The sequence below is a fragment of the Terribacillus halophilus genome (assembly GCF_900162685.1).
In the GTDB taxonomy this organism is placed as follows: Bacteria; Bacillota; Bacilli; order Bacillales; family Amphibacillaceae; genus Terribacillus; species Terribacillus halophilus_A.
In genome coordinates, this window is the sequence record NZ_LT727828.1 from 1,679,266 (window position 1) to 1,705,497 (window position 26,232).

Annotated in this window: 29 protein-coding genes; 27 read left to right on the top strand and 2 right to left on the bottom strand. The window is 42.7% G+C overall.

Features of this window, described 5'->3' with window-relative positions; translation table 11 throughout:
- Nucleotides 1–95: 95 nt before the first annotated feature.
- From rpsA to B1K52_RS13180, 13 genes are all read left to right on the top strand, one after another.
- On the top strand, nt 96–1,241 hold the full coding sequence (gene rpsA / locus B1K52_RS13120) for a 30S ribosomal protein S1 (protein ID WP_077308952.1): 1,146 nt from the start codon (nt 96–98) through the stop codon (nt 1,239–1,241).
- Between the two features lie 97 nt (nt 1,242–1,338).
- A complete protein-coding gene (locus B1K52_RS13125) occupies nt 1,339–1,929 on the top strand; it encodes a YphA family membrane protein (RefSeq protein WP_077308954.1) in 591 nt (196 codons plus the stop codon).
- Nucleotides 1,930–2,034: 105 nt separating this feature from the next.
- The gene (gene der, locus B1K52_RS13130) at nt 2,035–3,345 is read left to right on the top strand and encodes a ribosome biogenesis GTPase Der (RefSeq protein ID WP_077308956.1); all 1,311 of its coding nucleotides are present in this window, start codon (nt 2,035–2,037) and stop codon (nt 3,343–3,345) included.
- 21 nt (nt 3,346–3,366) lie between these two features.
- Complete coding sequence (locus B1K52_RS13135; protein ID WP_077308958.1) at nt 3,367–4,401, top strand: NAD(P)H-dependent glycerol-3-phosphate dehydrogenase; 1,035 nt, start codon at nt 3,367–3,369, stop codon at nt 4,399–4,401.
- Between the two features lie 57 nt (nt 4,402–4,458).
- Nucleotides 4,459–4,719 (top strand): stage VI sporulation protein F, encoded by a 261-nt coding sequence (locus tag B1K52_RS13140; protein ID WP_077308960.1) that lies wholly within the window; start codon nt 4,459–4,461, stop codon nt 4,717–4,719.
- Between the two features lie 338 nt (nt 4,720–5,057).
- Nucleotides 5,058–6,536, top strand: coding sequence for a stage IV sporulation protein A (gene spoIVA / locus B1K52_RS13145; RefSeq protein ID WP_077308962.1), 1,479 nt, complete (start codon nt 5,058–5,060; stop codon nt 6,534–6,536).
- A 224-nt stretch (nt 6,537–6,760) separates the two neighbouring features.
- Entirely contained in the window at nt 6,761–7,033 is a 273-nt protein-coding gene (locus B1K52_RS13150) for an HU family DNA-binding protein (RefSeq protein ID WP_077308964.1), read from the top strand.
- Between the two features lie 150 nt (nt 7,034–7,183).
- Nucleotides 7,184–7,966, top strand: coding sequence for a heptaprenyl diphosphate synthase component 1 (locus tag B1K52_RS13155; RefSeq protein ID WP_179106549.1), 783 nt, complete (start codon nt 7,184–7,186; stop codon nt 7,964–7,966).
- A gap of 2 nt (nt 7,967–7,968) precedes the next feature.
- Complete coding sequence (gene menG / locus B1K52_RS13160; RefSeq protein ID WP_077308968.1) at nt 7,969–8,688, top strand: demethylmenaquinone methyltransferase; 720 nt, start codon at nt 7,969–7,971, stop codon at nt 8,686–8,688.
- Nucleotides 8,689–8,725: 37 nt separating this feature from the next.
- Complete coding sequence (gene hepT, locus B1K52_RS13165; protein ID WP_077308970.1) at nt 8,726–9,697, top strand: heptaprenyl diphosphate synthase component II; 972 nt, start codon at nt 8,726–8,728, stop codon at nt 9,695–9,697.
- 62 nt (nt 9,698–9,759) lie between these two features.
- Nucleotides 9,760–10,209 carry a nucleoside-diphosphate kinase gene (gene ndk, locus B1K52_RS13170; protein ID WP_077308972.1) on the top strand — a complete coding sequence of 150 codons (450 nt, stop codon included), beginning with the start codon at nt 9,760–9,762 and terminating at the stop codon, nt 10,207–10,209.
- Nucleotides 10,210–10,806: 597 nt separating this feature from the next.
- Nucleotides 10,807–12,060: an aminopeptidase gene (locus B1K52_RS13175; RefSeq protein ID WP_077308974.1), complete on the top strand. Its 1,254-nt coding sequence runs from the start codon at nt 10,807–10,809 to the stop codon at nt 12,058–12,060.
- A 337-nt stretch (nt 12,061–12,397) separates the two neighbouring features.
- Nucleotides 12,398–13,171 carry a CheR family methyltransferase gene (locus B1K52_RS13180; RefSeq protein WP_077308976.1) on the top strand — a complete coding sequence of 258 codons (774 nt, stop codon included), beginning with the start codon at nt 12,398–12,400 and terminating at the stop codon, nt 13,169–13,171.
- A 70-nt stretch (nt 13,172–13,241) separates the two neighbouring features.
- On the opposite strand, the gene B1K52_RS13185 is transcribed toward B1K52_RS13180, so the two are convergent.
- The gene (locus tag B1K52_RS13185; protein WP_077308978.1) at nt 13,242–13,475 is read right to left on the bottom strand and encodes a DUF2798 domain-containing protein; all 234 of its coding nucleotides are present in this window, start codon (nt 13,473–13,475) and stop codon (nt 13,242–13,244) included.
- Nucleotides 13,476–13,588: 113 nt separating this feature from the next.
- Between B1K52_RS13185 and B1K52_RS13190 the strand changes: the two genes are divergently transcribed.
- The 14 genes from B1K52_RS13190 (at nt 13,589) to B1K52_RS13260 (ending at nt 25,610) form a co-directional block, all read left to right on the top strand.
- Nucleotides 13,589–13,882, top strand: coding sequence for a MerR family transcriptional regulator (locus B1K52_RS13190; protein WP_256855912.1), 294 nt, complete (start codon nt 13,589–13,591; stop codon nt 13,880–13,882).
- Between the two features lie 108 nt (nt 13,883–13,990).
- Nucleotides 13,991–15,157 carry a chorismate synthase gene (gene aroC / locus B1K52_RS13195; RefSeq protein ID WP_077308980.1) on the top strand — a complete coding sequence of 389 codons (1,167 nt, stop codon included), beginning with the start codon at nt 13,991–13,993 and terminating at the stop codon, nt 15,155–15,157.
- Nucleotides 15,157–16,236: a 3-dehydroquinate synthase gene (aroB, locus tag B1K52_RS13200; RefSeq protein ID WP_077308982.1), complete on the top strand. Its 1,080-nt coding sequence runs from the start codon at nt 15,157–15,159 to the stop codon at nt 16,234–16,236. The genes aroC and aroB overlap by 1 nt, the downstream gene beginning before the upstream one ends.
- The gene (gene aroH, locus B1K52_RS13205; RefSeq protein ID WP_077308984.1) at nt 16,233–16,607 is read left to right on the top strand and encodes a chorismate mutase; all 375 of its coding nucleotides are present in this window, start codon (nt 16,233–16,235) and stop codon (nt 16,605–16,607) included. The genes aroB and aroH overlap by 4 nt, the downstream gene beginning before the upstream one ends.
- Nucleotides 16,604–17,704, top strand: coding sequence for a histidinol-phosphate transaminase (gene hisC / locus B1K52_RS13210; RefSeq protein WP_077308987.1), 1,101 nt, complete (start codon nt 16,604–16,606; stop codon nt 17,702–17,704). Before aroH ends, hisC begins: the two co-directional genes overlap by 4 nt.
- Before the next feature lies 1 nt (nt 17,705).
- Nucleotides 17,706–18,803 carry a prephenate dehydrogenase gene (locus B1K52_RS13215; protein ID WP_077308989.1) on the top strand — a complete coding sequence of 366 codons (1,098 nt, stop codon included), beginning with the start codon at nt 17,706–17,708 and terminating at the stop codon, nt 18,801–18,803.
- A gap of 13 nt (nt 18,804–18,816) precedes the next feature.
- Nucleotides 18,817–20,109: a 3-phosphoshikimate 1-carboxyvinyltransferase gene (aroA, locus tag B1K52_RS13220; RefSeq protein WP_373022483.1), complete on the top strand. Its 1,293-nt coding sequence runs from the start codon at nt 18,817–18,819 to the stop codon at nt 20,107–20,109.
- Nucleotides 20,110–20,228: 119 nt separating this feature from the next.
- A complete protein-coding gene (locus B1K52_RS13225) occupies nt 20,229–21,482 on the top strand; it encodes a tetratricopeptide repeat protein (protein WP_077308993.1) in 1,254 nt (417 codons plus the stop codon).
- A 44-nt stretch (nt 21,483–21,526) separates the two neighbouring features.
- Nucleotides 21,527–22,096 (top strand): ReoY family proteolytic degradation factor, encoded by a 570-nt coding sequence (locus tag B1K52_RS13230; protein WP_077308995.1) that lies wholly within the window; start codon nt 21,527–21,529, stop codon nt 22,094–22,096.
- 119 nt (nt 22,097–22,215) lie between these two features.
- Nucleotides 22,216–22,797: a lipoprotein heptaprenylglyceryl N-acetyltransferase LhaT gene (locus B1K52_RS13235; RefSeq protein ID WP_077308997.1), complete on the top strand. Its 582-nt coding sequence runs from the start codon at nt 22,216–22,218 to the stop codon at nt 22,795–22,797.
- A 70-nt stretch (nt 22,798–22,867) separates the two neighbouring features.
- Nucleotides 22,868–23,191: a sporulation protein YpjB gene (locus B1K52_RS13240; protein ID WP_179106550.1), complete on the top strand. Its 324-nt coding sequence runs from the start codon at nt 22,868–22,870 to the stop codon at nt 23,189–23,191.
- 72 nt (nt 23,192–23,263) lie between these two features.
- Complete coding sequence (locus tag B1K52_RS13245; protein ID WP_077309001.1) at nt 23,264–23,950, top strand: zinc metallopeptidase; 687 nt, start codon at nt 23,264–23,266, stop codon at nt 23,948–23,950.
- Nucleotides 23,951–24,196: 246 nt separating this feature from the next.
- Nucleotides 24,197–24,286 (top strand): YjcZ family sporulation protein, encoded by a 90-nt coding sequence (locus tag B1K52_RS13250; protein WP_077309003.1) that lies wholly within the window; start codon nt 24,197–24,199, stop codon nt 24,284–24,286.
- A 176-nt stretch (nt 24,287–24,462) separates the two neighbouring features.
- A protein-coding gene (locus B1K52_RS13260; protein WP_143588887.1) for an IS3 family transposase occupies nt 24,463–25,610 on the top strand; the annotation gives its coding sequence in 2 pieces (ribosomal slippage) (nt 24,463–24,736 and nt 24,736–25,610; 1,149 coding nt in all).
- A 96-nt stretch (nt 25,611–25,706) separates the two neighbouring features.
- Here the strand turns inward: B1K52_RS13260 and B1K52_RS13265 are convergent.
- On the bottom strand, nt 25,707–26,231 hold the full coding sequence (locus tag B1K52_RS13265; RefSeq protein ID WP_077309007.1) for a type 1 glutamine amidotransferase domain-containing protein: 525 nt from the start codon (nt 26,229–26,231) through the stop codon (nt 25,707–25,709).
- Between the last annotated feature and the right edge of the window lies 1 nt (nt 26,232).

Consider the following 26,232-nt stretch of genomic DNA (forward strand, 5'->3'; position numbering starts at 1 on the left):
TGACAAATATCCTCAAATGTTAGAAGTTAGAAAAAAGGACATTTCTATGTTTTTTTACTTATGTTTTGTCTCGTAAACTGAAGGAGGTCTCTTTGATGGATGAAATGAATGAGCAAGCTACGGATTTCAAAGAATTGTCTGTAGGCGATACTGTAACCGGTAAAGTGGTGAAAGTGGAAGATAAACAAGCTTTGGTAGACATTGGCTACAAAGTGGAAGGTATCCTGCCGATCAGCGAAGTATCCAGTCTTCATGTTGAGCATGCTGCTGATGCAGTAAGCGAAGGTGAAGAGTTGACACTAAAAGTGAAAAAAGTAGACGATGAGGAAGTCGTTCTATCCAAGCGCGCAGTTACTGCGGAACTTGCTTGGGACGATTTGGAAGCGAAATTCGAGTCCGGTGAGGTCTTTGAAGCAGAAGTGAAAGAAGTCGTAAAAGGCGGTCTTGTTGTAGACGTCGGTCTGCGCGGATTCATCCCTGCTTCCCTTGTGGAAACATACTTTGTCGAAGAGTTCGACGAATACAAAGGTAAACCGCTTACGTTGAAAGTAGTAGAACTGGATCGCGAACAGAATCGTGTGATCCTTTCTCACCGTGCAGTTATTGAAGAAGAAGAATCTTCCAAGAAACAGGATGTATTAGATAGCTTGGAAGCAGGTCAAGTGATTGACGGCACGGTACAGCGTCTGACTGATTTTGGTGTATTCGTTGGTATTGGCGGAGGCATCGATGGTTTAGTACACATCTCCCAGCTTTCTCATGAGCATGTCGAAAAAGCATCGGATGTGGTAACAGAAGGTCAGGAGATCAAAGTTAAAGTACTTGGTGTGGATAAAGAAAACGAGCGAATCAGCTTATCCTTGAAAGAAACACTCCCTGGACCATGGGAAAACATCGGAGGACGTGCAAAAGCAGGTGACGTTCTGGATGGAGAAGTGAAGCGCCTTGTTAGCTTTGGTGCATTCGTTGAAGTCTTCCCTGGTATTGAAGGGCTTGTCCATATTTCCCAAATTGCGAACCGTCATATCGGTACGCCGCAGGAAGTACTTGAGCCAGGTCAGCAGGTACAAGTAAAAGTACTTGATGTCAACGAAGCTGAAAAACGCATGAGCTTGAGCATCAAAGAATTGGAACAAGATGAAAATAACGCTGTCATCAAGGAATACGAGAAGGAAGAAGAGCATTCTGGCTTCCAGCTCGGCGATATCCTCGGTGATAAACTGAATAAGTACAAGCAATAAGTGAAAAACACGGCAGCTAAAGCTGCCGTGTTTTTTTTGTGTTAGCGTATAGTTTTTCTCCTTACTAGTCATAATGCAGATAAAAGGAGGAGTGAAGATGGAGGGCTTTTATTTTTATTGGGCATGCTGGATCAGCTGGGTTCTTGTGACCTTTTTTATGCGGCACTCACTCGCGCGGACTTTATTTGCTTTAGCCATCCTGCTTACTATTTCTGTTTCCGGTTTTTCTATGGACCTTGCTGGTCACCGTATTTTTGCAACCGTATTTTTGCTCGCTGTAATCGGCTACTTATTTATTTTTTCCAGCAAACGCGTCGGACGCGGTACGTTTGGCAGTATATGTATTGGAGTCGGTTATGCAGGTTTACTCCTATGGGAACTCACAAACCCAGTAGCTATACTTTTACCAAGAACTTTGTTATTTGCACTGCTCCTATTTGCGCTTGCTTTCTATCTGACAAGAGATATGTATTTGCAGATTGGCATTATTTGTGTCGGTTTCGCCGTTGGGGAAGTCGTTTATTTATTATTACTGAATATGTATGGTCTGTATCAGGAGGCAGGCAACTTCAAAGCTATGGATGTGCTAGGCGTGACAATGCTGCTTTTAATAGGCACCCAACTTCTCTATAAACTAAGACATTATTTGCGGAAAAAGTCGAAATGGACAACCGGCAGCAGCAGTTGATGTCGAAAAAGATTGTTTCCACATGGTGCTTTTGCTAGAATAAAACAGTTAGGTTGCATGTGGAGAACCAGCATATAAAGGAAAGTAGGAAAGGATGTTCCTTTCATGAGGAAATCAGTAGTTGCCATCGTAGGCAGACCAAACGTAGGAAAATCAACGATATTCAACCGTCTTGCCGGGGAAAGGATTTCAATTGTAGAAGATACCCCAGGTGTGACTCGTGACAGAATCTACACAGAAGCGGAATGGCTGAACCAGCCGTTTAACATAATTGATACAGGCGGTATCGAGATTGGTGATGCGCCGTTCTTAGTAGAAATCAGAGAACAGGCAGAGCTTGCTATTCAAGAAGCAGATGTCATTGTGTTCATGGTGAATGGACGTGAAGGAATTACAGGAGCGGATGAAGAAGTGGCAAAAATTCTCTTCCGTTCTAACAAACCAGTTGTACTGGCAGTTAACAAAGTGGACAACCCAGAAATGCGCGATCAGATTTATGAGTTTTACAGCTTAGGGTTCGGGGAACCGTTTCCAATATCCGGAACACACGGCTTAGGACTTGGAGATCTGCTGGATGCTGTCGTTGGACACTTCCCAGAACGTGCGGAGATGGTGGAAGATGAAGAAACAATTCACTTCAGCTTAATCGGCCGTCCGAACGTAGGAAAATCATCTCTTGTGAATGCATTGCTTAACCAAGACCGTGTTATCGTTAGTGACGTTGCGGGTACTACTCGTGATGCGGTTGACTCAACATTCACACGTGAAGACCAGGATTTTGTCATTATCGATACTGCTGGAATGCGTAAACGAGGAAAAGTATATGAAACGACCGAGAAATATAGTATTTTGCGAGCTTTGAAGGCCATTGAGCGGTCGGATGTTGTGCTTGTCTTAATTAATGCCGAAGAAGGTATTATTGAGCAGGACAAAAAAATCGCAGGATATGCACATGATGCAGGTAAAGCAATTGTTATTGTTGTAAATAAATGGGATACAGTCGAGTCGGACGAGAAGAAAATGAAAGAATTCACGGACGAGGTCAGAGCGCATTTCCTTTATCTTGACTATGCACCGATTGTTTTCTTGTCTGCCAAAACGAAAAAGCGTATTCATACACTCATGCCCGCTATTTTGACAGCGAGTGAGAATCACGCGAAACGCATTCAGACAAACGTTCTAAATGATGTCATTATGGATGCTTTAGCAATGAATCCGGCACCAACTTATAAGGGCCAGCGCTTGAAAGTGCTTTATGCGACACAAGTAGCAGTCAAGCCGCCAGCTTTTGCCGTATTCGTAAACGACCCAGAATTAATGCACTTCTCTTATGTCCGTTTCTTAGAGAATCGGATCAGAGAAGCATTCGGATTCACAGGAACACCAATCAAGATCTTCCCGAGAAGAAGGTCTTAACCAATAACGAGGAGGATACTTATGCCGAAACAGATAGCAGTACTCGGAGCTGGCAGCTGGGGAACTGCCCTTGCCATGGTCTTAGCGGATAATGGTCATAATGTGAGGCTCTGGTCGCATAATCCTAATCAAGTTGCTAGCATGAACGCTACACATCAGAATGAGAAATACCTTCCGGGCATTGTACTGCCTGAAGGTATTACTGCTTATGAGGCGATAGAAGAAGCTGTGCGCGATGCAGCAGCGGTCATCTTAGTCGTTCCTGCTAAAGCTATACGAGAAGTGGCAGCAAAACTTGCTGCGCATGTACCAGCAGATGCTGTTATTGCCCACGCGACAAAGGGAATTGAACCAAAAACAAGCAAACGGGTATCTGAAATGATAGAAGAGGAACTGCAGGAAGTGGATCACCGTCCTGTTGTCGTTCTCTCTGGTCCAAGCCATGCCGAGGAAGTTGCCAAACGGCAGCCAACGACACTTAGTGCATCTTCTGTCGATATGGAAGAAGCGCAGAAGATACAAGAGCTCTTCATGAACGAGAATTTCAGAGTATATACGATTACCGACATGGTAGGAGTAGAATTCGGCGGTTCTCTTAAAAATATAATTGCATTAGGCGCAGGCATTTCGGATGGTCTTGGTTATGGAGATAATGCGAAAGCTGCATTAATCACACGCGGACTAGCAGAAATCGCACGTCTAGGTACGAAGCTCGGAGCCAACCCGCTTACATTTATCGGACTTTCCGGTATGGGAGATTTGATTGTGACGTGTACGAGTGTGCACAGCCGCAACTGGCGCACCGGTAATATGCTTGGTAAAGGAATGACTCTGGAAGAAGCATTGGACCAAATGGGGATGGCTGTTGAAGGTGTGCGAACGACAGAAGCAGTTGCCGAGCTTGCCCAGCAGGCTGGTGTGGAGATGCCAATTACGCAAGGTATTAACCAAGTCCTCTTCCATGGTGCGAAGGCAAAGGATATTGTTGATCAATTGATGACAAGACTACCGAAGCATGAAATGAACGATCTTCAAAATGTATTGAATGCACGCTAACCTTTTTTCACTTCTTGCATATACTGTTTCGTAGTTAAACTGCAAGGAGGAATTAACGTGGCGGACTTTCAGAAAAACTTGATTGATCAGATCCAAAAGAAATCTAATGTCAAGGCTGATGATATCTATAAGGTGGCTAACTCTGTAAAAAGTGCGAATTTCCAAGATGAAGCGACTGTTCGCGGTCTGGTAAAGCAGCTGGCTGCAATGGCGGGCAAACCGCTGACACCAGAAAAAGAAGACAAAATCGTTAAAGCGATTGTCGGAAACAACATGCCAGCGGATATGAACACGCTAAGTAAGTTTTTTAAAAACTAAGAAGCGTGAAATGGGCAGAACAACTTACCATCCCTCGCCCTTTACGCATAAACTAACTCGCACCAGCATATTTTTCTAGGTTGCCTTAGGTATATTTAGTCTCTTTTGAGAAGAAGCTTTCGCTTCTTCTTTTTTTTATAGGTATGATCCTAAATCTTGGCGCATAGATTACGGCAGAGGGCAATATGCTGTTCGTCCTTTCCTGCAAAAATTAGCCCTTGATGCCAGCAGGCAAGGAATCCATTATTTCTAGCATATTTGGATAGGACAACATCATAAACTGCTAGTGTATGTAGCTAAGACTGTCCATGCATCGAATTAGATCGGGAGGGGATCTTTTGGAAAGAGTAGATATTTTTAAAGATATCTCGAAACGGACAAATGGCGATATCTACCTTGGGGTGGTAGGGGCTGTCCGAACTGGGAAATCAACATTTATTAAGAAATTCATGGAATTGGTTGTTCTGCCTAATATGGAGGATGAAGCGGAGAGAGCCCGCGCCCAGGATGAACTGCCTCAAAGCGCAGCCGGCCGGACGATTATGACCACAGAGCCTAAATTCGTTCCAAATAACGCTGTGTCGCTGCAAGTGGATGAAGGGTTGGAAGTGAGTGTTCGTGTTGTAGACTGTGTAGGATATACAGTTGAAGGTGCAAAAGGTTTCGAAGACGAAAATGGACCGCGGATGATTAATACACCGTGGTATGAGGAACCAATTCCATTCCATGATGCTGCTGAAATTGGCACGCGAAAGGTTATCCAAGAACATAGTACGATTGGTGTCGTTGTGACAACAGATGGCTCAATCGGTGAGATTCCGCGCAAAGACTATGTGGAGCCTGAAGAACGTGTTGTATCGGAATTAAAGGAAGTCGGCAAGCCATTTATTATGGTAATCAATTCCGTTACACCTCATAACCAGAATACAGAGCTGCTTCGCCAGGAATTGATTGAGAAATATGATATTCCTGTACTGGCGATGAGTGTCGAAAGCATGACAGAACATGATGTATACAGCGTACTTCGGGAGTCGTTATATGAGTTTCCAGTGCTTGAAGTGAACGTAAACTTGCCAAGCTGGGTCATGGTACTCAAGGAAGATCATTGGCTTCGCTCGAACTATCAGGCAGCCATTCAGGAAACGGTAAAAGATATAAAACGACTTCGTGATGTTGACCGCGTCGTAGGTTATTTTGATGAATACGATTATATCGCAAGAGCAAATCTTGCCGGTATGGAGCTAGGCGAAGGTGTTGCTGAAATTGACTTGCATGCGCCGGATGCGCTTTATGATCAGGTGCTCAAAGAGATTGTCGGCGAAGAGATCCGCGGGAAGGATCATTTACTGCAGCTAATGCAGGATTTCTCACATGCTAAGCGGGAATATGATCAAGTATCCGACGCCCTTCATATGGTAAAACAAACTGGCTATGGCATTGCGGCGCCGAGTTTGCAGGATATGGCTCTTGATGAACCGGAAATCATCCGCCAAGGCTCACGCTTCGGTGTTCGTCTGAAAGCTGTCGCGCCAAGTATCCATATGATCAAGGTTGATGTTCATTCCGAGTTTGCTCCAATTATCGGTACAGAGAAACAGAGTGAGGAGCTCGTTCGTTACTTGATGCAAGACTTCGAGGAAGATCCGCTTTCCATTTGGGATTCAGATATTTTCGGCCGCTCCCTCAACTCTATCGTACGAGAAGGGATTCAAGGAAAAATTTCCTTGATGCCGGAAAATGCTAGATATAAACTTAAAGAGACGCTGGAGCGAATTATCAACGAAGGATCAGGCGGTCTTATTGCGATCATTCTATGAGCGGCAATGAGCCGCTTTATTTTTTTGCATAAATTGGCCCGCTAAACGATAAATTTAAGGAATTCTGGCGTTTATTGTTGAAATATCATGCTAAGTCGTATATGATAAGCGTTGATATCGCAAAGTGAGCGGTATAGATAGGTATAAAACCTGTCGTCTTAGTGAACAAATGATAGCACATGCTATTGTCTTATTGTTCAAGGTAATGCCAGGGAGGTGTAATGATGAATAAAACAGATCTAATTAATACTGTTGCTGAGAAAAGCGACCTTTCCAAAAAGGATGCTACGAATGCTGTTGATGCAGTTTTCGATTCAATTATGGATTCTTTGAAACAAGGTGACAAAGTACAATTGATTGGTTTCGGTAACTTTGAAGTACGCGAGCGTGCTGCACGTAAAGGCCGTAACCCGCAAACTGGGAAAGAAATCGAAATCCCAGCTAGCAAAGTGCCAGCGTTCAAAGCCGGCAAAGCCCTAAAGGATGTCTTGAAGTAATTACATATGGGCTATAATGAGGGACACCTGATTCTATCAGGTGTCCCTCATTTTTCTATAACAAGATGGCAGACAAGACGAATCACACCATGCTATGCTATAATACTTCTTATACAGTTTGAAATACGAAAAAGGGCGCAGGTGATTGTTTTGTCCTATGCATCCATGGAAGAACTACATACACTACGAAAAAAAATAGAGAATCGCATGCAGCAGGCTTATCTTGACGAGAATTTGGATATACCATACTTAGATGACTACAAGCTGCTGCTGCTGCAGACACTATTTGGTCAAGCTAACCTGCCCGATAAGCAGCAGACAGACTATATAGTCACAATTATGCTGATCCAGATGGCGCTGGATACACATGATCTCGTAATCCGGACGACGAAGGCTGATGAGACAGCAGATGAAAGAGTAGATAGACAGCTGACCGTGTTGGCAGGTAATTATTACAGTGCACTCTACTATAAGATATTAGCTGAACTTGAAGATATTGATATGGTGGCTCAATTAGCCACTGCAATTAAAGAAATCAACGAGCAGAAAATGGCACTATATTATGATACCTCTTCTGCTGCTGAGTTTTTCCGCATTCTTGGCCGAATGGAGGGCACATTGTTTTATGCTGCTGCTTCACCATTCATAAAGACAGAGGATTTGGAACCGCTAGTTGATTACTTTATTATCAGCAGACTGCATCAGGAAGAATTTATGAATGAGCCGACACCGCTCTTTTTAAGACTGAGCAAAATTTTAGAACAAGATCAGAGCACCCTGACCGTTACCGAAGCAATCAATCAGGAGCTGGAGGAAGCGAGAGCTAGACTCACGAAAAACCTCCACTCGATGCCGCAGGTTTTTGCAGCTGCAACTCGTAAACTTTTGCTTCAGGGAAAGCGGCAGGAAGAGTTATTTCTGGAAGAAGGGTAATTATGGCACAAGAGACGAAAGAGCAGCGTGTACACCACGTTTTCGAAAAAATATACGATCGCTATGATTTTATGAATTCTGTCATTTCCTTCAGGCGCCATAGAGCTTGGAGACGGAGTGTCATGAAGAAGATGAATGTACAGCTTGGAGATGCAGCGCTTGACGTATGCTGCGGCACCGGAGACTGGTCATTTTCGCTTGCAAAAGCTGTTGGACCGACAGGGCATGTAACTGGACTCGATTTCAGCAAGAACATGCTGTCGGTAGCGGAAAAAAAGATAGAAGAAAAGCCGCATGAACAATTAACATTTACTTGGGGAAATGCAATGGAGCTTCCCTTTGAGGATAATACCTTTGACTTTGTAACGATTGGTTTTGGTCTGCGGAATGTTCCTGATTATCTGCAAGTGCTGAAAGAAATGTATCGGGTGGTCAAGCCTGGCGGTAAAGTAGTATGTCTTGAAACATCGCAGCCTACAACAATTGGATTCAAACAAGCGTACTATTTTTATTTCAAGCGAATCATGCCAATCTTGGGGAAACTACTGGCTAAAAGTTATGATGAATACAGCTGGCTGCAGGAATCTGCAAAAGACTTTCCTGGGAAGAAAGAACTTCGGAGCTTATTCCAACAAGCCGGGTTGACTAATGTAAAGATTAAGACATATACAGGCGGTGTAGCTGCTATGCATATGGGGGAGAAGCCAGCAATAAAAGACTAAGCTGGCAGCAGTCTTGAACGGATGAAGGTGACGTGAATTGAAATTACCGATGATTTACTCATATATAAAAAAGGACCTGGACAAAATCGAGGATGCGATGACTGATATAATTCGCGCGGAGCATCCAGTCCTGGAGGATGCGTCGGTACAGCTTTTACGTGCCGGCGGCAAACGAATTCGCCCAGTGTTTGTCTTGCTGAGCGGGAAATTCGGCACATACGAATTACCGCGTATTCAAACGGTAGCCGTGACACTTGAGCTGATTCATATGGCTTCGCTCGTGCATGATGATGTTATTGATGACGCAGAGCTCCGGCGCGGAAAACCGACTGTGAAAGCAAAATGGGATAACAAAGTAGCCATGTATGCAGGTGACTACATCTTTGCCCGTTCTTTGGAATACTTATCCAGGTTAAAAGAACCTCGTGCCCATCAAATTCTTTCGCAAACGATTGTGGAGCTTTGTATAGGTGAAGTAGAACAAATAAGAGATAAATATCGCATTGAACAGCATGTTAAAGATTATTTGCGACGAATACGGCGTAAGACAGCCATCCTAATAGCAGCAAGTTCTCGAATTGGGGCAATAGCTTCTGGTGCACCGCTTGCTTATGAACGGGCATTGTATCGTTACGGCTATTATGTGGGAATGAGCTACCAAATCATCGACGATGTGCTTGACTTTACTTCTTCAGAAGCTGATTTGGGAAAACCAGCCGGAGGCGATCTGCTGCAGGGAAATATGACATTGCCTGCTTTATTAGCATGTGAAGATGCTGCTTTTAAAGAACGGCTAATGGAAGCATTTCGTAATCCGGAACAGTTGAATCAGGAAAAATTACAGCCATTCATTCAGCATATCAAATCGTCAGACGCCATTGAACGTTCACTGGCGGTGAGTGATCGTTACTTACAGAAAGCATATCAAGAATTGGACAAGCTGCCGCCTACAAGAGATCGTAATACATTAAAACAAATTGCTAGACATATCGGTAAGCGCAGCTCCTGATTGTAAAACGCTTACATGTTTGATATGATGACAGCAAGTACACGAAAAGGAGCAGCTGCACAATGGAAAAAACATTTTTGATGGTGAAGCCGGATGGCGTGCAACGCGGACTAGTTGGTGAGATAGTAACGAGATTCGAAAAGAAGGGTCTCAAGCTTTGTGCTGGTAAAATGATGGTTGTGACGGAAGAGCAAGCTAAAACACATTATGAAGAACACGAAAGTAAACCTTTCTTTGGTTCGCTAATTACTTACATAACATCAGGACCGGTATTTGCTATGGTTTGGGAAGGTAAAGACGCCATTGCGCTAACTCGCAGCATGATTGGCGCTACCAAACCGACAGAGGCAGCACCGGGTACAATCAGAGGAGACTATGCTGTGGAGATGAGCCGCAATATCATCCATGGTTCCGACAGTGCAGAAAGTGCAGAACGGGAAATCGCGAATATGTTTGATGCGGATGAACTGCTCAGTTACGAACAAGTTACAGCAAAATGGTTATATGAATAATGAATATAGCTAACTTCTTTAGCTAGAAATAAATTCCGAACTTTAATGAATTCTTGAATAAGAGTTTATTTTAGTTCGGATTTTTATTATGTCCAATTACACTTCCTACGTTAACTGAGTATAAACTTCTATGTTCAAGTGTTGGCTGGCAAGAGATAATTATCTCGTTGCCGAAGAGACTTCATTGGAAAGACATCAAATATTTCAATGCTAGATAAATCTAACCCAAAAATAAAGAGTGTCAACCAAGCGGGTAGATATGTTATTAAACAATTGAAGAAAAAATTAGCTAGTTGTGATGTTTTGTTTGTCGATTTGACAAAGGAATCAATTAATATACCTACTGTTAGAATTATTGTCACTGGTGATATAAATACTTAACCACCCCCTTATTTCAGTCAGCCTAAGAACATTTAATTTTGGCATCAATAGGGGGATCAGCATGTTTTGCATGTTTCCGCCGTGGGTTCCAGAAGAAATCACATCCCAAGAAAATCATTCAATTATGGCACCACGTTCATGAGGCGATACTTGTCTAACTTTATTTGACAATTTATCCTTTTAACAAGGAATAAAATGTTAGGAGCTGAGTGTGTGATGATGAAAGGAATATATGAGCTCGTTAGTGAAGAACATTTGCAAAAGTATGCCGAGCTTGCGGTACGAATTGGTGTAAATGTGCAAAGAAATCAATTAGTGGTTATTCATAGTGACTTAAAAAATGTAACTTTTGCACGTCTTATCCAAACGGCAGCCTATGAAGCAGGGGCTTCAAATGTGGTGATGGACTGGACAGATGAAAAGTCGACCCAAGCATTTTATATACATGCCTCAGATGATGCCATCGATCACTTTCCTGACTGGCAGCATACCCGCTTTAAGGAGTGGGACGATGCGGGTGCTGCTTACATCCATATTATTTCTGAAAACTTCGGTGTCTTTAAGGATGTTTCCCCAGAACGGATCAGCCGCTTTCAAAAGGCCTTCCGCACCAAGTTGGAGGATTATTATGCAAAGATTAGGTCCCACAAGGTACGCTGGTGTCTTCTAGCTGTCCCGTCCTTCTCATGGGCCGCGAAAGTATTTCCTTACGTAAGTAAAGAGGAAGCTGTACAATCGTTATGGCAAGCCATCTTAAGTGGAGCGCGGGCAGATGGAACAAATGCTATCAAAGACTGGGAAAATCATGACCAATCCTTCGAGTCGCGGAAAGCGTTTCTAAACGATCGCCAGTTTGACGCCCTGCATTTTACCAATAGCCGTGGAACGGATTTGATTGTCGGCATGCCTAACAATCATGTCTTTATCGGCGGCGGAGTGACAGATCCACAGGGAATCCAGTTCTTTCCGAACATTCCCACAGAGGAAATATTTTCGGCCCCCCATAAGGATAAGGTGAATGGCAAACTCGTAGCCACGAAACCGCTTGTCTATGAGGGAAGGGTCCTCTATGATGTTTCCATCATTTTTCAAGATGGGCGGATTACAGCCTATGATGCCGCCACTGGCCAGGAAGCGTTACAACGTCTCATCGAAACAGACGAAGGTTCCCATTATCTAGGGGAAATTGCCTTGGCCTCTAACCATTCTCCTCTTGCTCAGGCAAATATGCTTTTTTACAACACCTTGTTTGATGAAAATACGACCTGCCATATTGGCATCGGCAACGCTTCTCCTTCCAACCTACAACATGGCAGCAACCTATCGGAGAAAGCGTTGAAGGAAGCAGGACTGAATACGTCCCTCTTGTTAGTCAATGTGGCCTTTGGTACCGAAGATATGAACGTGGTAGGGATGAAAGAAGGCAGTGCGGAAGTTTTATTAATGAAAGATGGTGATTTCCAATTCTGAGATCTCATGATATTTTTTATCTAAGTTAGGTTTCCGGGTATCTTTACTTCCTTCAAAAATATTGCAAAGAGCTTGATAAGGGTCTACAAACTTTTAAAATGGCAAACCGTAAAAAGGAGAGGAGATGTGAAGTAGTTGGCATCTTCTCCCCTGTTCTATTTGGGAAATTGTACTTTTTAGGATATCTCCTGCACCTTTAATTTTATCCTAGTCGATTGTTCTAATTGTATAACTAGCAACAATATCTGCTACTTTTTTATTATTTTCAGCTACCAAGTATTCCTGTTATACAGTATGATAGAACTACATACATATAGACAGACAGGGGAAACGTAACATGTCAGCTGATTATGAATATTTTGTAGAACAGATAAAAGGAAGTACAGGCATTGATTTGTCGCAATATAAGGAAGCCCAAATGAAAAGGCGATTAACTACACTACGAGAGAAAAAGGGATTTGCAGATTTCAAGACATATGTCCATGCGATACGCGGAGATGCTTCGTTAATGGATGAGTTCCTAGACCGGATGACAATTAATGTGTCTGAATTTTACCGCAACTATCAAAGGTGGGAAGTGCTGGAAAAACGTATCCTCCCAGAACTGCTGAGAAGAAAGAAGCCTTTAAAAATATGGAGCGCTGCTTGTTCTACTGGCGAAGAGCCCTACACATTGGCTATTCTTTTAGATCGTTATGCAAAAGGGACTTCTTATACGATTCATGCGACAGATTTAGATCAGCGTGTGTTGGAAACAGCTCAAAACGGAAAGTATACCGATCGAGCCTTAAAAGAAATGCCGGCTGCCATCAAATCTGCATACTTTACCCAAGATGGTCCGATTTATCAAATCAAAGACGAGTTAAAGCAGCACATTCAATTTAAGCAGCATAATTTACTTGCGGACGCTTACGACACAAATTATGATTTGATCATTTGCCGAAATGTGCTTATTTATTTCACAGAAGAAGCCAAGGCAAACATTTACCATAAATTCAGCAAATCGCTGGCAAACAACGGCTATCTTTTTGTCGGCAGCACTGAGCAAATATTTAATCCTAGTGTATATGGAATGAAAGCTGTAGATACATTCTTTTATCAAAAACAATAAGAAAATGCTCTTATAGCTATTAAAAACCAAACGATACTGCGATTTAAATCACAGCACGTTTGGTTTTTTTCTATTCCTTAATTCTCACAATTTTTGATACGTGGCGATGTACAAATTTCGGAAGGAAGAAAGATACGGTAAATACAAGCAGGAAAGCGATAATCCAAGAGCGGAACCAAGTATGATAAGAAAAAGCATGCAACCCTGAATTAACGACTGTTAAAGTGAAAGAAATGATAGCAGTCATAATTGCTGCAGTAACAAAGCTGCAAACAATACGGTGTGTTCTTAAATTTACAAGCATGATTGTACTCCTTTTGTAACTAATCTCCAATTATTATATCTAATCTTCATAAGTTGTCAAATGTTAAAAATGCCGTATAATAGGCATTAATTAAAGACAAAGGGGTGAAAACAGTGGACGGCATTGATTACAGTCTGCTGAAGCAAATGGCGGTGACCATTGGAGAAGTTGCCAAAATTACCGATATACCAATTCGTAAGCTTCGTTATTGGGAAGACAAAGGGTATATCAAGAGTGTCGACGAACAAGCACACACCACTAGAAGGTTTGATTATTACATGATTAAGAAAGTTGTCTTAATGAAAGAATTAATCGAAGATGGTTATACAGTAGAAGCGTCATCCCAAAAAGTCGAAGCCCGTATGGGAAAACTTCGGCAGGTATTTGACAATTTGACTAGAAAATAGATGCGAGAAACAGAAACGGAAATATTGTCAGAATAGTTCCCACATAAGAAACGAGTTATGTTATAGTAAATAAAATTACTAAGAACTACAAACAACGGAGGAATATAGATGCGCTACTTAACTGCAGGTGAATCACATGGTAAACAGCTAACAACTATCCTAGAAGGTGTTCCTTCCTATTTACCGCTGACTGCCGCTGATATCAACGCTTCTTTGTTAGAGAGACAGAAGGGGCATGGCCGCGGAAAACGCATGCAAATCGAAAAAGACTTAGTTGATATTGTTGGCGGCGTGCGTCACGGATACACGCTTGGTTCGCCGATTGCTCTTGTCATTCATAACGATGATTTCAAGCATTGGATTGATGTAATGGGGGAAGACCCAGTTGAAGATCCGCAGGCAGTCCGCCGTATTGTCAGCCGTCCGAGGCCTGGACATGCTGATTTGAATGGAGCTTTAAAGTACGGCCATCGTGATATGCGAAATGTGCTGGAGAGATCTTCTGCTCGGGAGACTGCTGCACGCGTGGCAGCTGGAGCGGTTGCGAAGAAAATATTAGCAGAACTTGATATACATATTGTCGGCTATACAAAAGAAATAGCCGGTATCAAAGCTGCTGAGTATCCGGAATATACATACGAAGAAAGAAACACTATTTCCAGAGCTTCATCTGTGCGCAGTCTTGATCCAGAAGCTGCCGAAAAGATGGTGGTAGCAATTGACCAAGCGAAAAAAGATGGTGACTCCATTGGTGGTGTCGTGGAAGTTTACGTAGAAGGTCTTCCAGCTGGAATTGGATCTTATGTTCATTATGATCGTAAGCTAGATGGACGAATTGCTGGAGCCGTATCGAGCATCAATGCATTCAAAGGTGTGGAATTCGGAATTGGTTTTGAAGCTGCTAGATTGCCAGGAAGTCAAGTGCATGATGAAATCGCATGGGAAGAAGAAAGAGGATATTACCGAAAGACAAATCGTCTTGGTGGTTTAGAAGGCGGGATGACTACGGGGATGCCGCTTGTCGTCAAAGGTGTCATGAAGCCTATTCCAACACTTTATAAACCATTGCAAAGCGTAGACATCGAGACGAAAGAGCCGTTCAATGCGAGTATCGAACGGTCCGACAGCTGTGCTGTACCAGCTGCTGCATTGGTAATGGAGCACGTTGTTGCATTTGAAATTGCAAAGGCGATTTTAGAACAGTTCCCGCATGATCAGTTTCCAAAGCTGCAAGAAGCGATCAAAAATTACCGGGAAGAAATCCGGGTGTTTTAATGGAACAAATTACAGTCCAAGCAAGTCAGTCAAGTTACAACGTTTCTGTAGGGGCAGGTATCCGGCATAATCTAGCTGCATTCCTGCCAAAACCCTATCAGTCCGTATTTGTCGTGACGGACACTTCCATTGCCCCTCATTATCTGGACGAGTATGTAGCTTCGCTTCAGCCGGCAGCCAATGTTACGGTCAAGATTATTGAGCCGGGTGAGGCAGCGAAGAGCAAGGATATGTATTTTGAACTATTAGACAGCATGTTCGAGGCAGGGCTGGACCGCAAAGCACTAGTCCTTGCACTCGGCGGCGGCGTGATTGGTGACTTAGCTGGTTTTGTCGCAAGTACGTATATGCGCGGTATCGACTTTGTTCAGCTTCCTACAACTATTCTTGCTCATGATTCCAGTGTTGGCGGGAAGGTGGCCATCAATCATGAAACGGGTAAGAACCTAATTGGAAGTTTCTATCCGCCGACAGCTGTTGTTTACGATGTAGAAACAATTTCAACACTGCCAGAAAAAGAAGTGCGCAGCGGGTACGCTGAGTTAATGAAGGAAGCCTATATCGGTGATACAGATTTCCTGCATGAACTGCTTGAAAGAAAACAGCTCGATAAAGAAAACCAAGCACAGCTTATACGGGATTTATCTCATGGTATTCAAGTGAAAACAAAAATTGTCGAAGCGGATGAGAAAGAAAAAGATCTGCGAAAGTTTTTAAACCTTGGTCATACACTTGGTCATGCTATCGAAGCTGAAGCTGGTTACGGCACCTTTACACACGGAGAAGCAGTTGCCATCGGCATGTTGTTTGCCTTGGAATTAAGCGAAGAGAAATTTGGCACAGACTTACAGCTGGATGCATTCCGCAGCTGGCTCGAACGAAATGAATACCCTTTACAATTACCTGAATTTTCAGCTGAAAGACTTATCAAAAGAATGCAGATGGATAAGAAGTCCGAGAACAAAGAAGTACATATGGTACTGCTGCGAGAAATCGGAAAGCCGGTAACAGAGAAGGTAGATCACGATACGCTTTCTCGTGCCGTTACATCTTTCCTTGAAAGGATGAGCCGAGCATGATACGTGGAGTCCGCGGGGCAACGACTGTACAGGAGAATGAGGAGGAACAAATAATTGAAGCAACAGCAGCTATGCTAGAAGAAATGGTATCCAAGAACAACATCGAACCTGAAGATGTTGTACAAGTGTTAATTTCGGCAACGCCTGATCTAACGAAAACGTTCCCGGCAAAGGCATTGCGTTTGTTTCGCGATGACTGGACATATGTTCCTGTCATGTGCATGCAAGAGCTTGCTATCGAGAGCGGCCTGTCAAAATGTATTCGAGTCATGCTGACAGCAAATACGGATTTGTCACAGCCGGATATTCATCACGTTTACCACGGGCAAGCAATCAAGTTGCGTCCAGACCTAAAGGAGGAGCATCAATGAAAGCAAAACAGATATTAAATGAATTGACAGCCTACAAACCAGGAAAGCCGATGGAAGAAGTTCGTAAAGAATTCGGATTGAAACGAATTGTAAAACTAGCTTCCAACGAAAATCCGTATGGTTTTTCTGCAAAAGTAAGAGAGGCGCTGCCAACTTTTGCTGATGAGCAGGAGATTTACCCCGATGGTTACGGTACAGCACTGAAGGAAAAGCTGGCAGCATGTTTTGGTGTTAATCTGGATCAGCTTGTATTGGGTGCTGGCTCCGATGAAATTATTATGATGCTTTGCCGTACTTTCCTTGCGCCTGGGTTAAACACCGTAATGGCACATCCATCTTTCTCTCAATATCCGCATCATGCTCTAATTGAAGGGGCAGAAGTCCGGTCCATTGAAACAATAAATGGATTCCATGATCTGCCCGCAATGCTGGATGCAATCGATGAAAAAACGGGTATCGTATGGTTGTGTACGCCAAACAACCCAACTGGCAACCATATTAGCAAAGCCGATTTTGAGAACTTCATTCGCCAGGTTCCTCCGGAAGTGCTTGTTGTAGCTGATGAAGCTTACATCGAATTCTTGGAAACAGATGATTATTTTGACACATTAGCTGCCCTAGATACATATCCGAATTTACTAACGCTTCGGACTTTTTCAAAAGCATATGGATTAGCTGCCCTTCGTGTCGGTTATGGGATTGGTCATCCGGATGTGATCCATAAAATAAATGTGGTCAGAAGTCCATTCAACAATACTACCATCGCTCAAAAAGCCGCCATTGTCGCACTTGATGATCAGCAGTTCATAAAAGAATCAATTGCTAAGAACAATCAAGTAAAACATAGTTTCTTAGCATTCTGTGATGCTCATCACATCAAGTACTTTGAATCACATACAAACTTTGTCTTAATCTATGACTTGCCTGTTAGCGGAGATGAACTGTTCCAGCATATGCTGTCCAAAGGGTATATTATCCGTTCCGGTGATGCGCTCGGCATTCCGAACAGTGTCCGCATCACGATTGGCAATGAAAAAGATATGACAGACTTTACTGTATTGCTCGACCAATACCTGACTAGTGTGAAAGAAAGCTAAAATGGAGACCGTTGTAATTGCAGGACTCGGTTTAATTGGCGGCTCACTTGCTCGAAATATTCACATGCATCAAGATGTCCATCTAATTGGAGTGGACCAGCGGGAAAGTACATTGGCATATGCACTTCAGCATCAAATTATTGATGAAGCAATGACTTCCTTTCAAGAAGCTGCCAGTAAGGCTGACATTATTCTGTTAGCAGCTCCTGTTTCCAAATCTGTTGAGCTGCTTCTGCAGCTCGACAGTATGGATTTGCAAAAGGACGTGTTAGTTACAGACGTTTCTTCTGTTAAGGGGCCGATATTTCAGCAGGCAGCTGCTATGCGCTCGGATAAAATAACATTTGTCGGCGGTCATCCGATGGCTGGTTCTCATAAACATGGCATTGAAGCCTCCAAGGCGCATCTTTTTGAAAACGCGATTTATGTGATGACACCGGTGCAGCAAGCAACCGATGTGCATATTGACAGGCTGAAACAACTGTTATCTGGAACGAAAAGTACGTTTATCACGTTAACGGCGGAGGAGCATGACGAGATGACAGGCGTTGTCTCACATTTTCCGCATCTGATTGCATCTGCACTCGTCCAGCAAGCGAAAAAATGGGAAGTGAAACATAGCTTTTTGCCAAAGCTTGCCGCAGGAGGATTTCGGGATATTACACGTATTGCTTCTAGTAATCCGGGCATGTGGCAGGATATTTTCTTCCAAAACAAAGAAAAAATAGCCGTGCTTCTAGATGATTGGATAGAGGAAATGCAAACTCTTCGTACACTTCTTGCGGAGGATAATCGTGATGAAATTCATACGTATCTTACCGATGCAAAAAAATATCGAGATGGACTAGAACCTCGGAAAAAAGGTGCCATCCCAGGTTATTTTGATTTATACGTCGACATTACTGATCAGCCAGGTGCCATGCAAAAAGTACTTGCTATCATAGCGGATGCTGGCTTGAGCATTGTCAACATTCAAATACTCGAACTTCGCGAAGGGCTGACAGGTGTGCTTCGTCTCAGCTTTGCGGAACAAAAGATGCAGCTGAAGGCAAAAGGTGTTTTGGAAGTATTCGGCTACGAAGTGAAGATACAAGATTAAAAGGATGATAGAATTGACAAATATAAAACTGCAGCCGGCTGCAAAAGAACTTACTGGAACTATTACTGTTCCAGGTGATAAGTCGATTTCACATCGAAGCATTATTTTTGGGGCACTTGCAAAAGGCCGGACAACTGTTCGTCATTTTCTGGACGGAGAGGATTGTCTCCGGACAATTGATGCGTTTCGAGCGCTCGGTGTATCGATTGAGCAAGAAGGAAATACGGTTATCATCAACAGTGACGGGAAAGATAGCTTTAAAGAACCAACCGTACCGATTAACTTTGGCAACTCTGGCACTACTGCCCGCCTGCTGCTTGGCGTATTTGCAGCATTGCCATTTCACATTACTGCATATGGTGATGAATCTTTGACGAAAAGGCCAATGGATCGTGTTGTGCTTCCTTTACGGCAAATGGGTGCAAAAATCAACGGGCGCGAAGAAGGGAAATTTTTACCTTTGGCAGTTGATGGACAAAAGCTATCTAAACTGACTTATCATACGCCAGTCAAAAGTGCACAAGTGAAATCAGCATTATTATTGGCGGGTTTATTAGCGGAAGGCGAGACAAAGATATCGGAGGACGTGAAAACAAGAGACCATACGGAACAGATGCTCACTAGCTTTGGTGCGCAAGTTGATGTAAATGGGACGACTGTTACCATTCGGGGGGGACAGACACTGCGAGCAGCTGATGTGTACGTGCCGGGTGATATTTCCTCGGCCGCGTTCTTCTTGGTGGCCGCATGTCTTGTGCCTGGCAGTCACGTCACCTTAAAGAATGTCGGACTTAATTCAACACGAACTGGCATTTTGGATGTGATGCAATCCATGGACGCTGCGATAGAAATTCAAGAGCACCAGACTGAAGCAGGGGAAAAGATTGGTGATATTACAGTCCGATACGGTTCTTTGAAAGGAACAGAAATCGGGGGCGATGTTATTCCGCGTCTGATTGATGAGCTGCCGATCTTAGCTTTGCTTGCAACACAGGCAGAAGGGGAAACAGTTATTAAGGATGCCGAAGAGCTGCGCTACAAAGAAAGTGATCGTATTGAAGCAATCGCCAGCACGCTGCGAAGTTTCGGAGCAGAATTGGACACGACGCCGGATGGACTTGTGATCAAGGGAAATCAAACACTGCAAGGAACCGAAGCCGACTCTTTTGGTGATCATCGTATTGGGATGATGATTAGTATTGCCAGCTTAATTGCCAATGGAGAAACGAATTTAAAGAATGCGGACAGTATCAACATCTCTTACCCGGCTTTCTTTAACGACTTAAAAATGCTTCAAAATAGATAATGTCTGATTCCCTTTTAGGGGAATCAGGCTTTTTTGCTGTGCGTAAACACTAGCTATAGGTTACACTGAAGAAAGAAGCAAAAGCCGATAGGCGTTTTAAATAGAAGGAAGTGTTTAGAATGGAAGAATTAAGTAAAGCAATAACTCTTATGGAAAATGACAAACCTCAAGAAGCAGTCGATACGTTGGAAGCGTATTTGCCTTCTGCAAGTGAAGAAGAAAAGTTCACGATAGCGGAACTGTATATACAGTGGGGACTGCACGAAGAAGCAAAAACTGTTTTGCTGCAATTGGAGCAGATGTTTCCGGACGAAATGGAACTCAAAATGATGCTTGCTGAATTGTTTATTGATTTAAATGAAGATCAAGAAGCAATCGATAAGCTAGATCAAATTGTGGAAGATGAAGAATTTTATGTTCCTGCTCAAATGCAGCTTGCCGATTTATATGAGGCACAAGGATTATTTGAAGTTGCAGAACAGAAGCTGCTTGCAGCAAAACGCTTCGATCCATCAGAGCCGGTGCTCGATTTAGCGTTAGGAGAACTTGCTTTATCTACTGGTTCTTATTTGAAGGCAATTACGTATTATGAAAAGGTATACGAAATACAAACAGCAATGGGTGATATTGATATCGCGCTCCGACTTGCAGAAGCGTATGCAGCTACCGGTGAATTTGAAAAGGCTTTGACTTACTACCAAGAAACAGATGTAGATGACGTGGAACAGCTGTTCAGCTATGGTTTTACAGCTTTCAAATTATCCAGATACGATATTGCAATCAGTACGTGGGAAAAGTTAGTCAAGCAAGAACCTGATTATCTTTCTGTCTATGAATACTTAGCAAAAGCGTATGAAGAAGAAGGTTTGATGGAAAAAGCATTTGAAACGGCAGAAAAAGGGTTGTCATTGGATGAGTTTAACCAGAAGCTGTACTTTACAGCAGGCCGTCTTGCTAGACAGCTTGGAAAGAATGACCGCAGCTATTACCTTGTACGTCATGCAATTGCGCTCGATCCAGGTTATAAAGAAGCCGTTCTTTATCTGATTGAGAACTTCAAGTTAGATGAAGACCATGAAGCAATCATTGAATTATTGACGCACGTATTGGATACAGATGAAGAAGATGCCGCTTATCGATGGGAATTGGCACGCGCCTATAATGAAACAGAATCGTTTGAAGAGGCATTAAACGCTTATGGGGAAGCATATACTAACTTCAAAGATGATAGCGATTTTCTAAAAGAATATGGATATTTCTTATTAGAAGAAGGGAGGATGCAACAGGCTGTCGAAATACTAAAAGAGTATCTTCGTTTGGAGCCATCTGATATCGAAGTGGAAGAGAATATCAATCGGCTCTTGTCTCAATAAATGTATTGAATTGAAATCATTTCGCTTTCTGGGAGGGGGCACATATGCATATTTCCGTTACCATGCAGGATAAGAAAACGTTCATTCGCTGGTTCTTAGACAATTACCAATTGAAGCGCAGGGAAAGTGTCTGGATCTTGAATTACTTAATCAATCATGATTCATTTCTTGATAATGTTCATTTTATTCGTGAAGCAAGATTCAGTCCCAGAGGAATCATCATATCAGCCCATTGTTCAGAGGAAGTACCATTCCGGTTTTATAAAGACAATATTGTCACAACTGATGCGGAGAAATCATTCCATGATATTCGCATGAACAAGAAAGACCCTGTTTATATTCAACTCAATTTCAAGAATGCCAATCAAAGCATGGAATATGTTGCGGTACTGGAAGACAATCCTTTCTTGCCGGAAGATCATTATGTAACAAAAGAAGACCGTCAGCTGGCAACGAGACTTCTTGATGCATCACACTTTCAATACAAAAAGAGAAAGTTGCAAGAAGCGATTGATTTAGCGCTTGATAAGAGAGATGAGAAGAAATTCCGCTTGCTTAGCAGGGCAATGAAACAATTGAAAGAAGAAGAAGGAAACTTAATTGAACACATTTAAATTGATGCGCAGATTTGCGCATCTTTTTTCTTGTTTCTATTTTAATTATTCAGATAGACAAGAAATTATCTGCTAAAATAGAAAAGTAATACATAACAGTTTTAGGGAAGGACGCGTCTATGATCTATCAGCTTCTTTTTCATCGGTACATAATCATGCTTTTATTTCTAGTTAACCTATTCGGAACAATATACGGTTATATATGGTACGGCTGGCAGCTCGAATTAACCCCGGCTGTATTTCTGCCTTTTGTTCCAGACAGTCCGACAGCCAGTCTCTTTTTCACTATATTCTTAGGACTGCTGCTTGTTGGAAAGCACAATGGCTATATTGAGGCACTTGCTGTTGTTTCATTATTTAAGTATGGCATCTGGGCGGTTGTCATGAACCTGCTGACACTCGCTATGAATGGATCGCTTTCTGGGCAAGGGTACATGCTGATTGCGTCTCATTTGGCGATGGCAGTTCAAGGATTGCTTTATGCTCCGCTTTATAAAGTGAAGCTTCAGCACTTAGCTGTTGCAGCTATCGTCGTTCTGCATAATGATATCATTGATTATGTGTTTGACATGATGCCGATCTATGGAAGGCTGACAGCAGATTATGGTAACGAAATTGGTTATTTTACGTTCTGGCTGAGCATCGTCTCCATTATGGTCGGATATGCTGCCACACAGCGGAAAGATAATTCTGTCAATTGAGGCGTATGTTGTCATACAACTAATCATTACTGCATAGCCTGTAGGAACACCTAAAAAAGAGGGGATGCTGATGAAAAAGCTGCTTCTCGTCATTGTTGTTCTGACAGCCTCTTTTTTTATCGTTGCCAACGTTACTAATTTCCTGCAGCCATCGCGTACAGAGGCACAATCGTCATCTTACGACAATTTAAATCAAACGTTTGACCAACAAGATTATGCGCTGCCTGCGTATTTGTACACTGTCACTGTCCCGGAAAAAAGCAGTTATGATACAACAAAGTTCTGGGGAATACTTTGTATTAGTGCGAGCATTGTCGGCACATTGGTTTATGTCGGCTATAAAAAATACCGAGCAGAAAATGACAAAAGTGTGAACAGGGACCGTAATAGTTGATTTTTTTCGAAATCTTGACTAAAATTGACCTTAATAAGTTGTTCCATAAACCATTTTACGGAGGAATGCATAATGTCACTAGGTGCTTATATTATCTATATAGCACTGCTTCTGATTATCCCTTTATGGGCACAATCGAAGGTAAAAAGCACGTATAAGAAATATTCAAAAGTAGAAACGTCATCGCTTATGACTGGTGCACAAGTCGCAAGAAAGATTTTAGATGATAACGGCATATATGATGTGCAAATTGAAGAGACGCGCGGACTATTGTCTGACCACTATGATCCTCGTCATAAAGTTGTCCGTCTTTCCAGCAGCAACTATCATGGTCATTCCATGGCAGCTGCAGCTGTATCTGCCCACGAGGTGGGACACGCAATGCAAGATGCAGAAGAATATGGCTTCTTGAAATTCCGTACAGCGCTTGCTCCAGCAGCAGCTTGGGGGAATAATCTTTCCTTCATTCTTATTATTGCTGGTGCGCTGTTAGGTATTATGAACTTTGTATTGTTCGGTATTGTACTGTTCAGTGTTGCGGTACTGTTCCAAGTAGTTACATTACCGGTCGAGTTTAACGCTTCTAACCGGGCAATGACGCAGCTTGTATCGACAGGCGTCATCCGTAACGATGAAGAGCGGGCGACGAAGAAAGTATTGAATGCAGCAGCAATGACTTACGTAGCAGCAGCGCTTGTAGCTGTAGCCGAGCTTGTTCGTTTCATCCTTATGTTCTTTGTCGGCGGTAATGAAGACTAATTAAAAACATCCTTCGGGGTGTTTTTTTTTGCGCAAATTTGAATTGGCATGAAGGGGGGAGGCTGTTCTTTGTGAATGACCGAGGCCAACTTGATTGCTGTGCTCATGCCAGAAGGAGGTGGACTAGCATCTTTTTAAAAAGCTCGATCTAAGAATTTCCTAAATACCCTATTTTCTCGTATTCGCCCACCCATACATCTGCTTCTAACATAAGATGTTCTAACACAGAAGCAGGAGGTGTCAAACATGAGTGCAGGCGGATACGGAAATGCAGGATTTTATCTGATCGTTGTTTTGTTTATTCTTTTGATCATTGTGGGTGCAAGCTGGGCTTAACAGAGGGATGAATGATTAGTAGAATTAAGGCTGAAATAGTTTAGCCAATTAAAAATCCAAACAACCCTGTGTTTTTATGACGGGACTGACCCCATACGCTGAGACAAATAAAAAACACCTTCAAGGTTGAAAACGGACGATTGTTATCCGAAATAATACTTGGAGGTGTTTTTTCTATGGGAACTAGAGTCAGTTATCCAGTGGAGATAAAAATGAAGGCAGTTGAAATGCGCTTGGCAGGCGTACCTGTAAAAGAGATTTTGAACGAACTAAATATTAAGAGTAGATCGCAAGTGAAGACATGGGTCAGATGGTATAAATCTGAAGAGACGCATCGTTTTGAACAGCCAGTTGGCAAGCAGTACACCTACGGGAAAGGGCCAGCCTATTCTTCAGAAGTAGAGGAATTACAAGCTGAGAACCGATTTTTAAGGCAACAAAATGAAGTTTTAAAAAAGTACAAGGAATTGGAAAGGAAGTTGATAGAGAAACGGCAGTCGAACTTGTAGAATCACTGCATAACACAATGACAATACAGGATATTTGTGTACATTTAGGTATCTCGAGAGCATCTTATTATCGCTGGAAGAACAAAGAGAAAGACGATTCGAAAGAACTACTTAAAACGCAAATTGGCATATTGTGCCGAGAACACAAGTATCGGTACGGTTACAGAAAGATTACTGCCTTACTGAGACAGGAGCAATGCATTAACCACAAAGTCGTGCAGCGAGTAATGCAGGAGAATCAATGGCAGTGCCGGGTTAAAGTGAAGAAACGTAAGAAAACTGGACAGCCATATGCCGTCGCAGAAAATTTATTGGATCGGAACTTTCAGTCTGATCGTCCTCTTGAGAAGCTCGTAACCGACATTACATACCTGCCTTATGGTCAGAAACTAATGTATCTTTCCAGTATAATAGATTTGTGCAATGGCGAAGTAGTGGCGTCCTCTATTGGAGATAAACAAGATACAGCTTTCGTGTTGGAGACACTCGCTCAGCTGCCACCATTGCCTGAGAACTGCATATTACACAGTGATCAGGGGTCGGTGTACACATCTTATAAGTACCAAGAAGCTGTAAAAGCAAAAGGCATTACCATGAGTATGTCCCGAAAAGGAACGCCCGCTGATAATGCCTCTATCGAATCGTTTCATTCCATACTAAAGTCTGAAACATTCTATCTTAACAGCATAAATCGAACTTCGACTGCCATCGTAGAACGTACTGTTGAAGAATATATTTATTATTATAACAATATTCGTATCCAAACGAAACTAAACAACCAATCACCGATACAATATCGGCAATCGGCTGTTTGAAGGTTTTTTGATCCCTGTCTCAGAAACGGGGGTCAGTCCCGACAGCATCGTTTGGATTTTTTAATCATGGAAAATGAATTGTGTATACTTGCTTTATTATTGAGCTTGTATCACTTTAATCAGTTCACGAAGGTAATCGGGCAAGTCAGGTGGTCTGCGGCTGCTGACGATATGTCCATCGACAATAACTGCTTCATCATGCCAAATGGCTCCGGAGTTTTTCATATCATCTTTAATGCCAGGGGTGCTGGTTACGTTTACTCCATCCAGGATGCCGGCAGAAATGAGCACCCAGCCAGCGTGACAAATTTGGCCGATCGCTTTTTGATGCGTATGGAAATGACGCGTGATTTCTAATACACTGTCGTAACGACGCAGCTTGTCCGGCGACCATCCGCCGGGTACGAGAAGGGCATCATACTGCTGTGGGTCTGCATCTTCAAAGGATATATCGGACGTTGCTGGAACGCCGTATTTCCCTTTGTAGACCGTATCAGCAGCCTCACCTGCTAAATGAACCTCTGCGCCAGCTTCGCGCAATCGTAAAACCGGATACCATAACTCCAAATCTTCGAAATCATCACTTACAAAAGAAAGTATTTTCTTTCCGGAAAGTTCCATA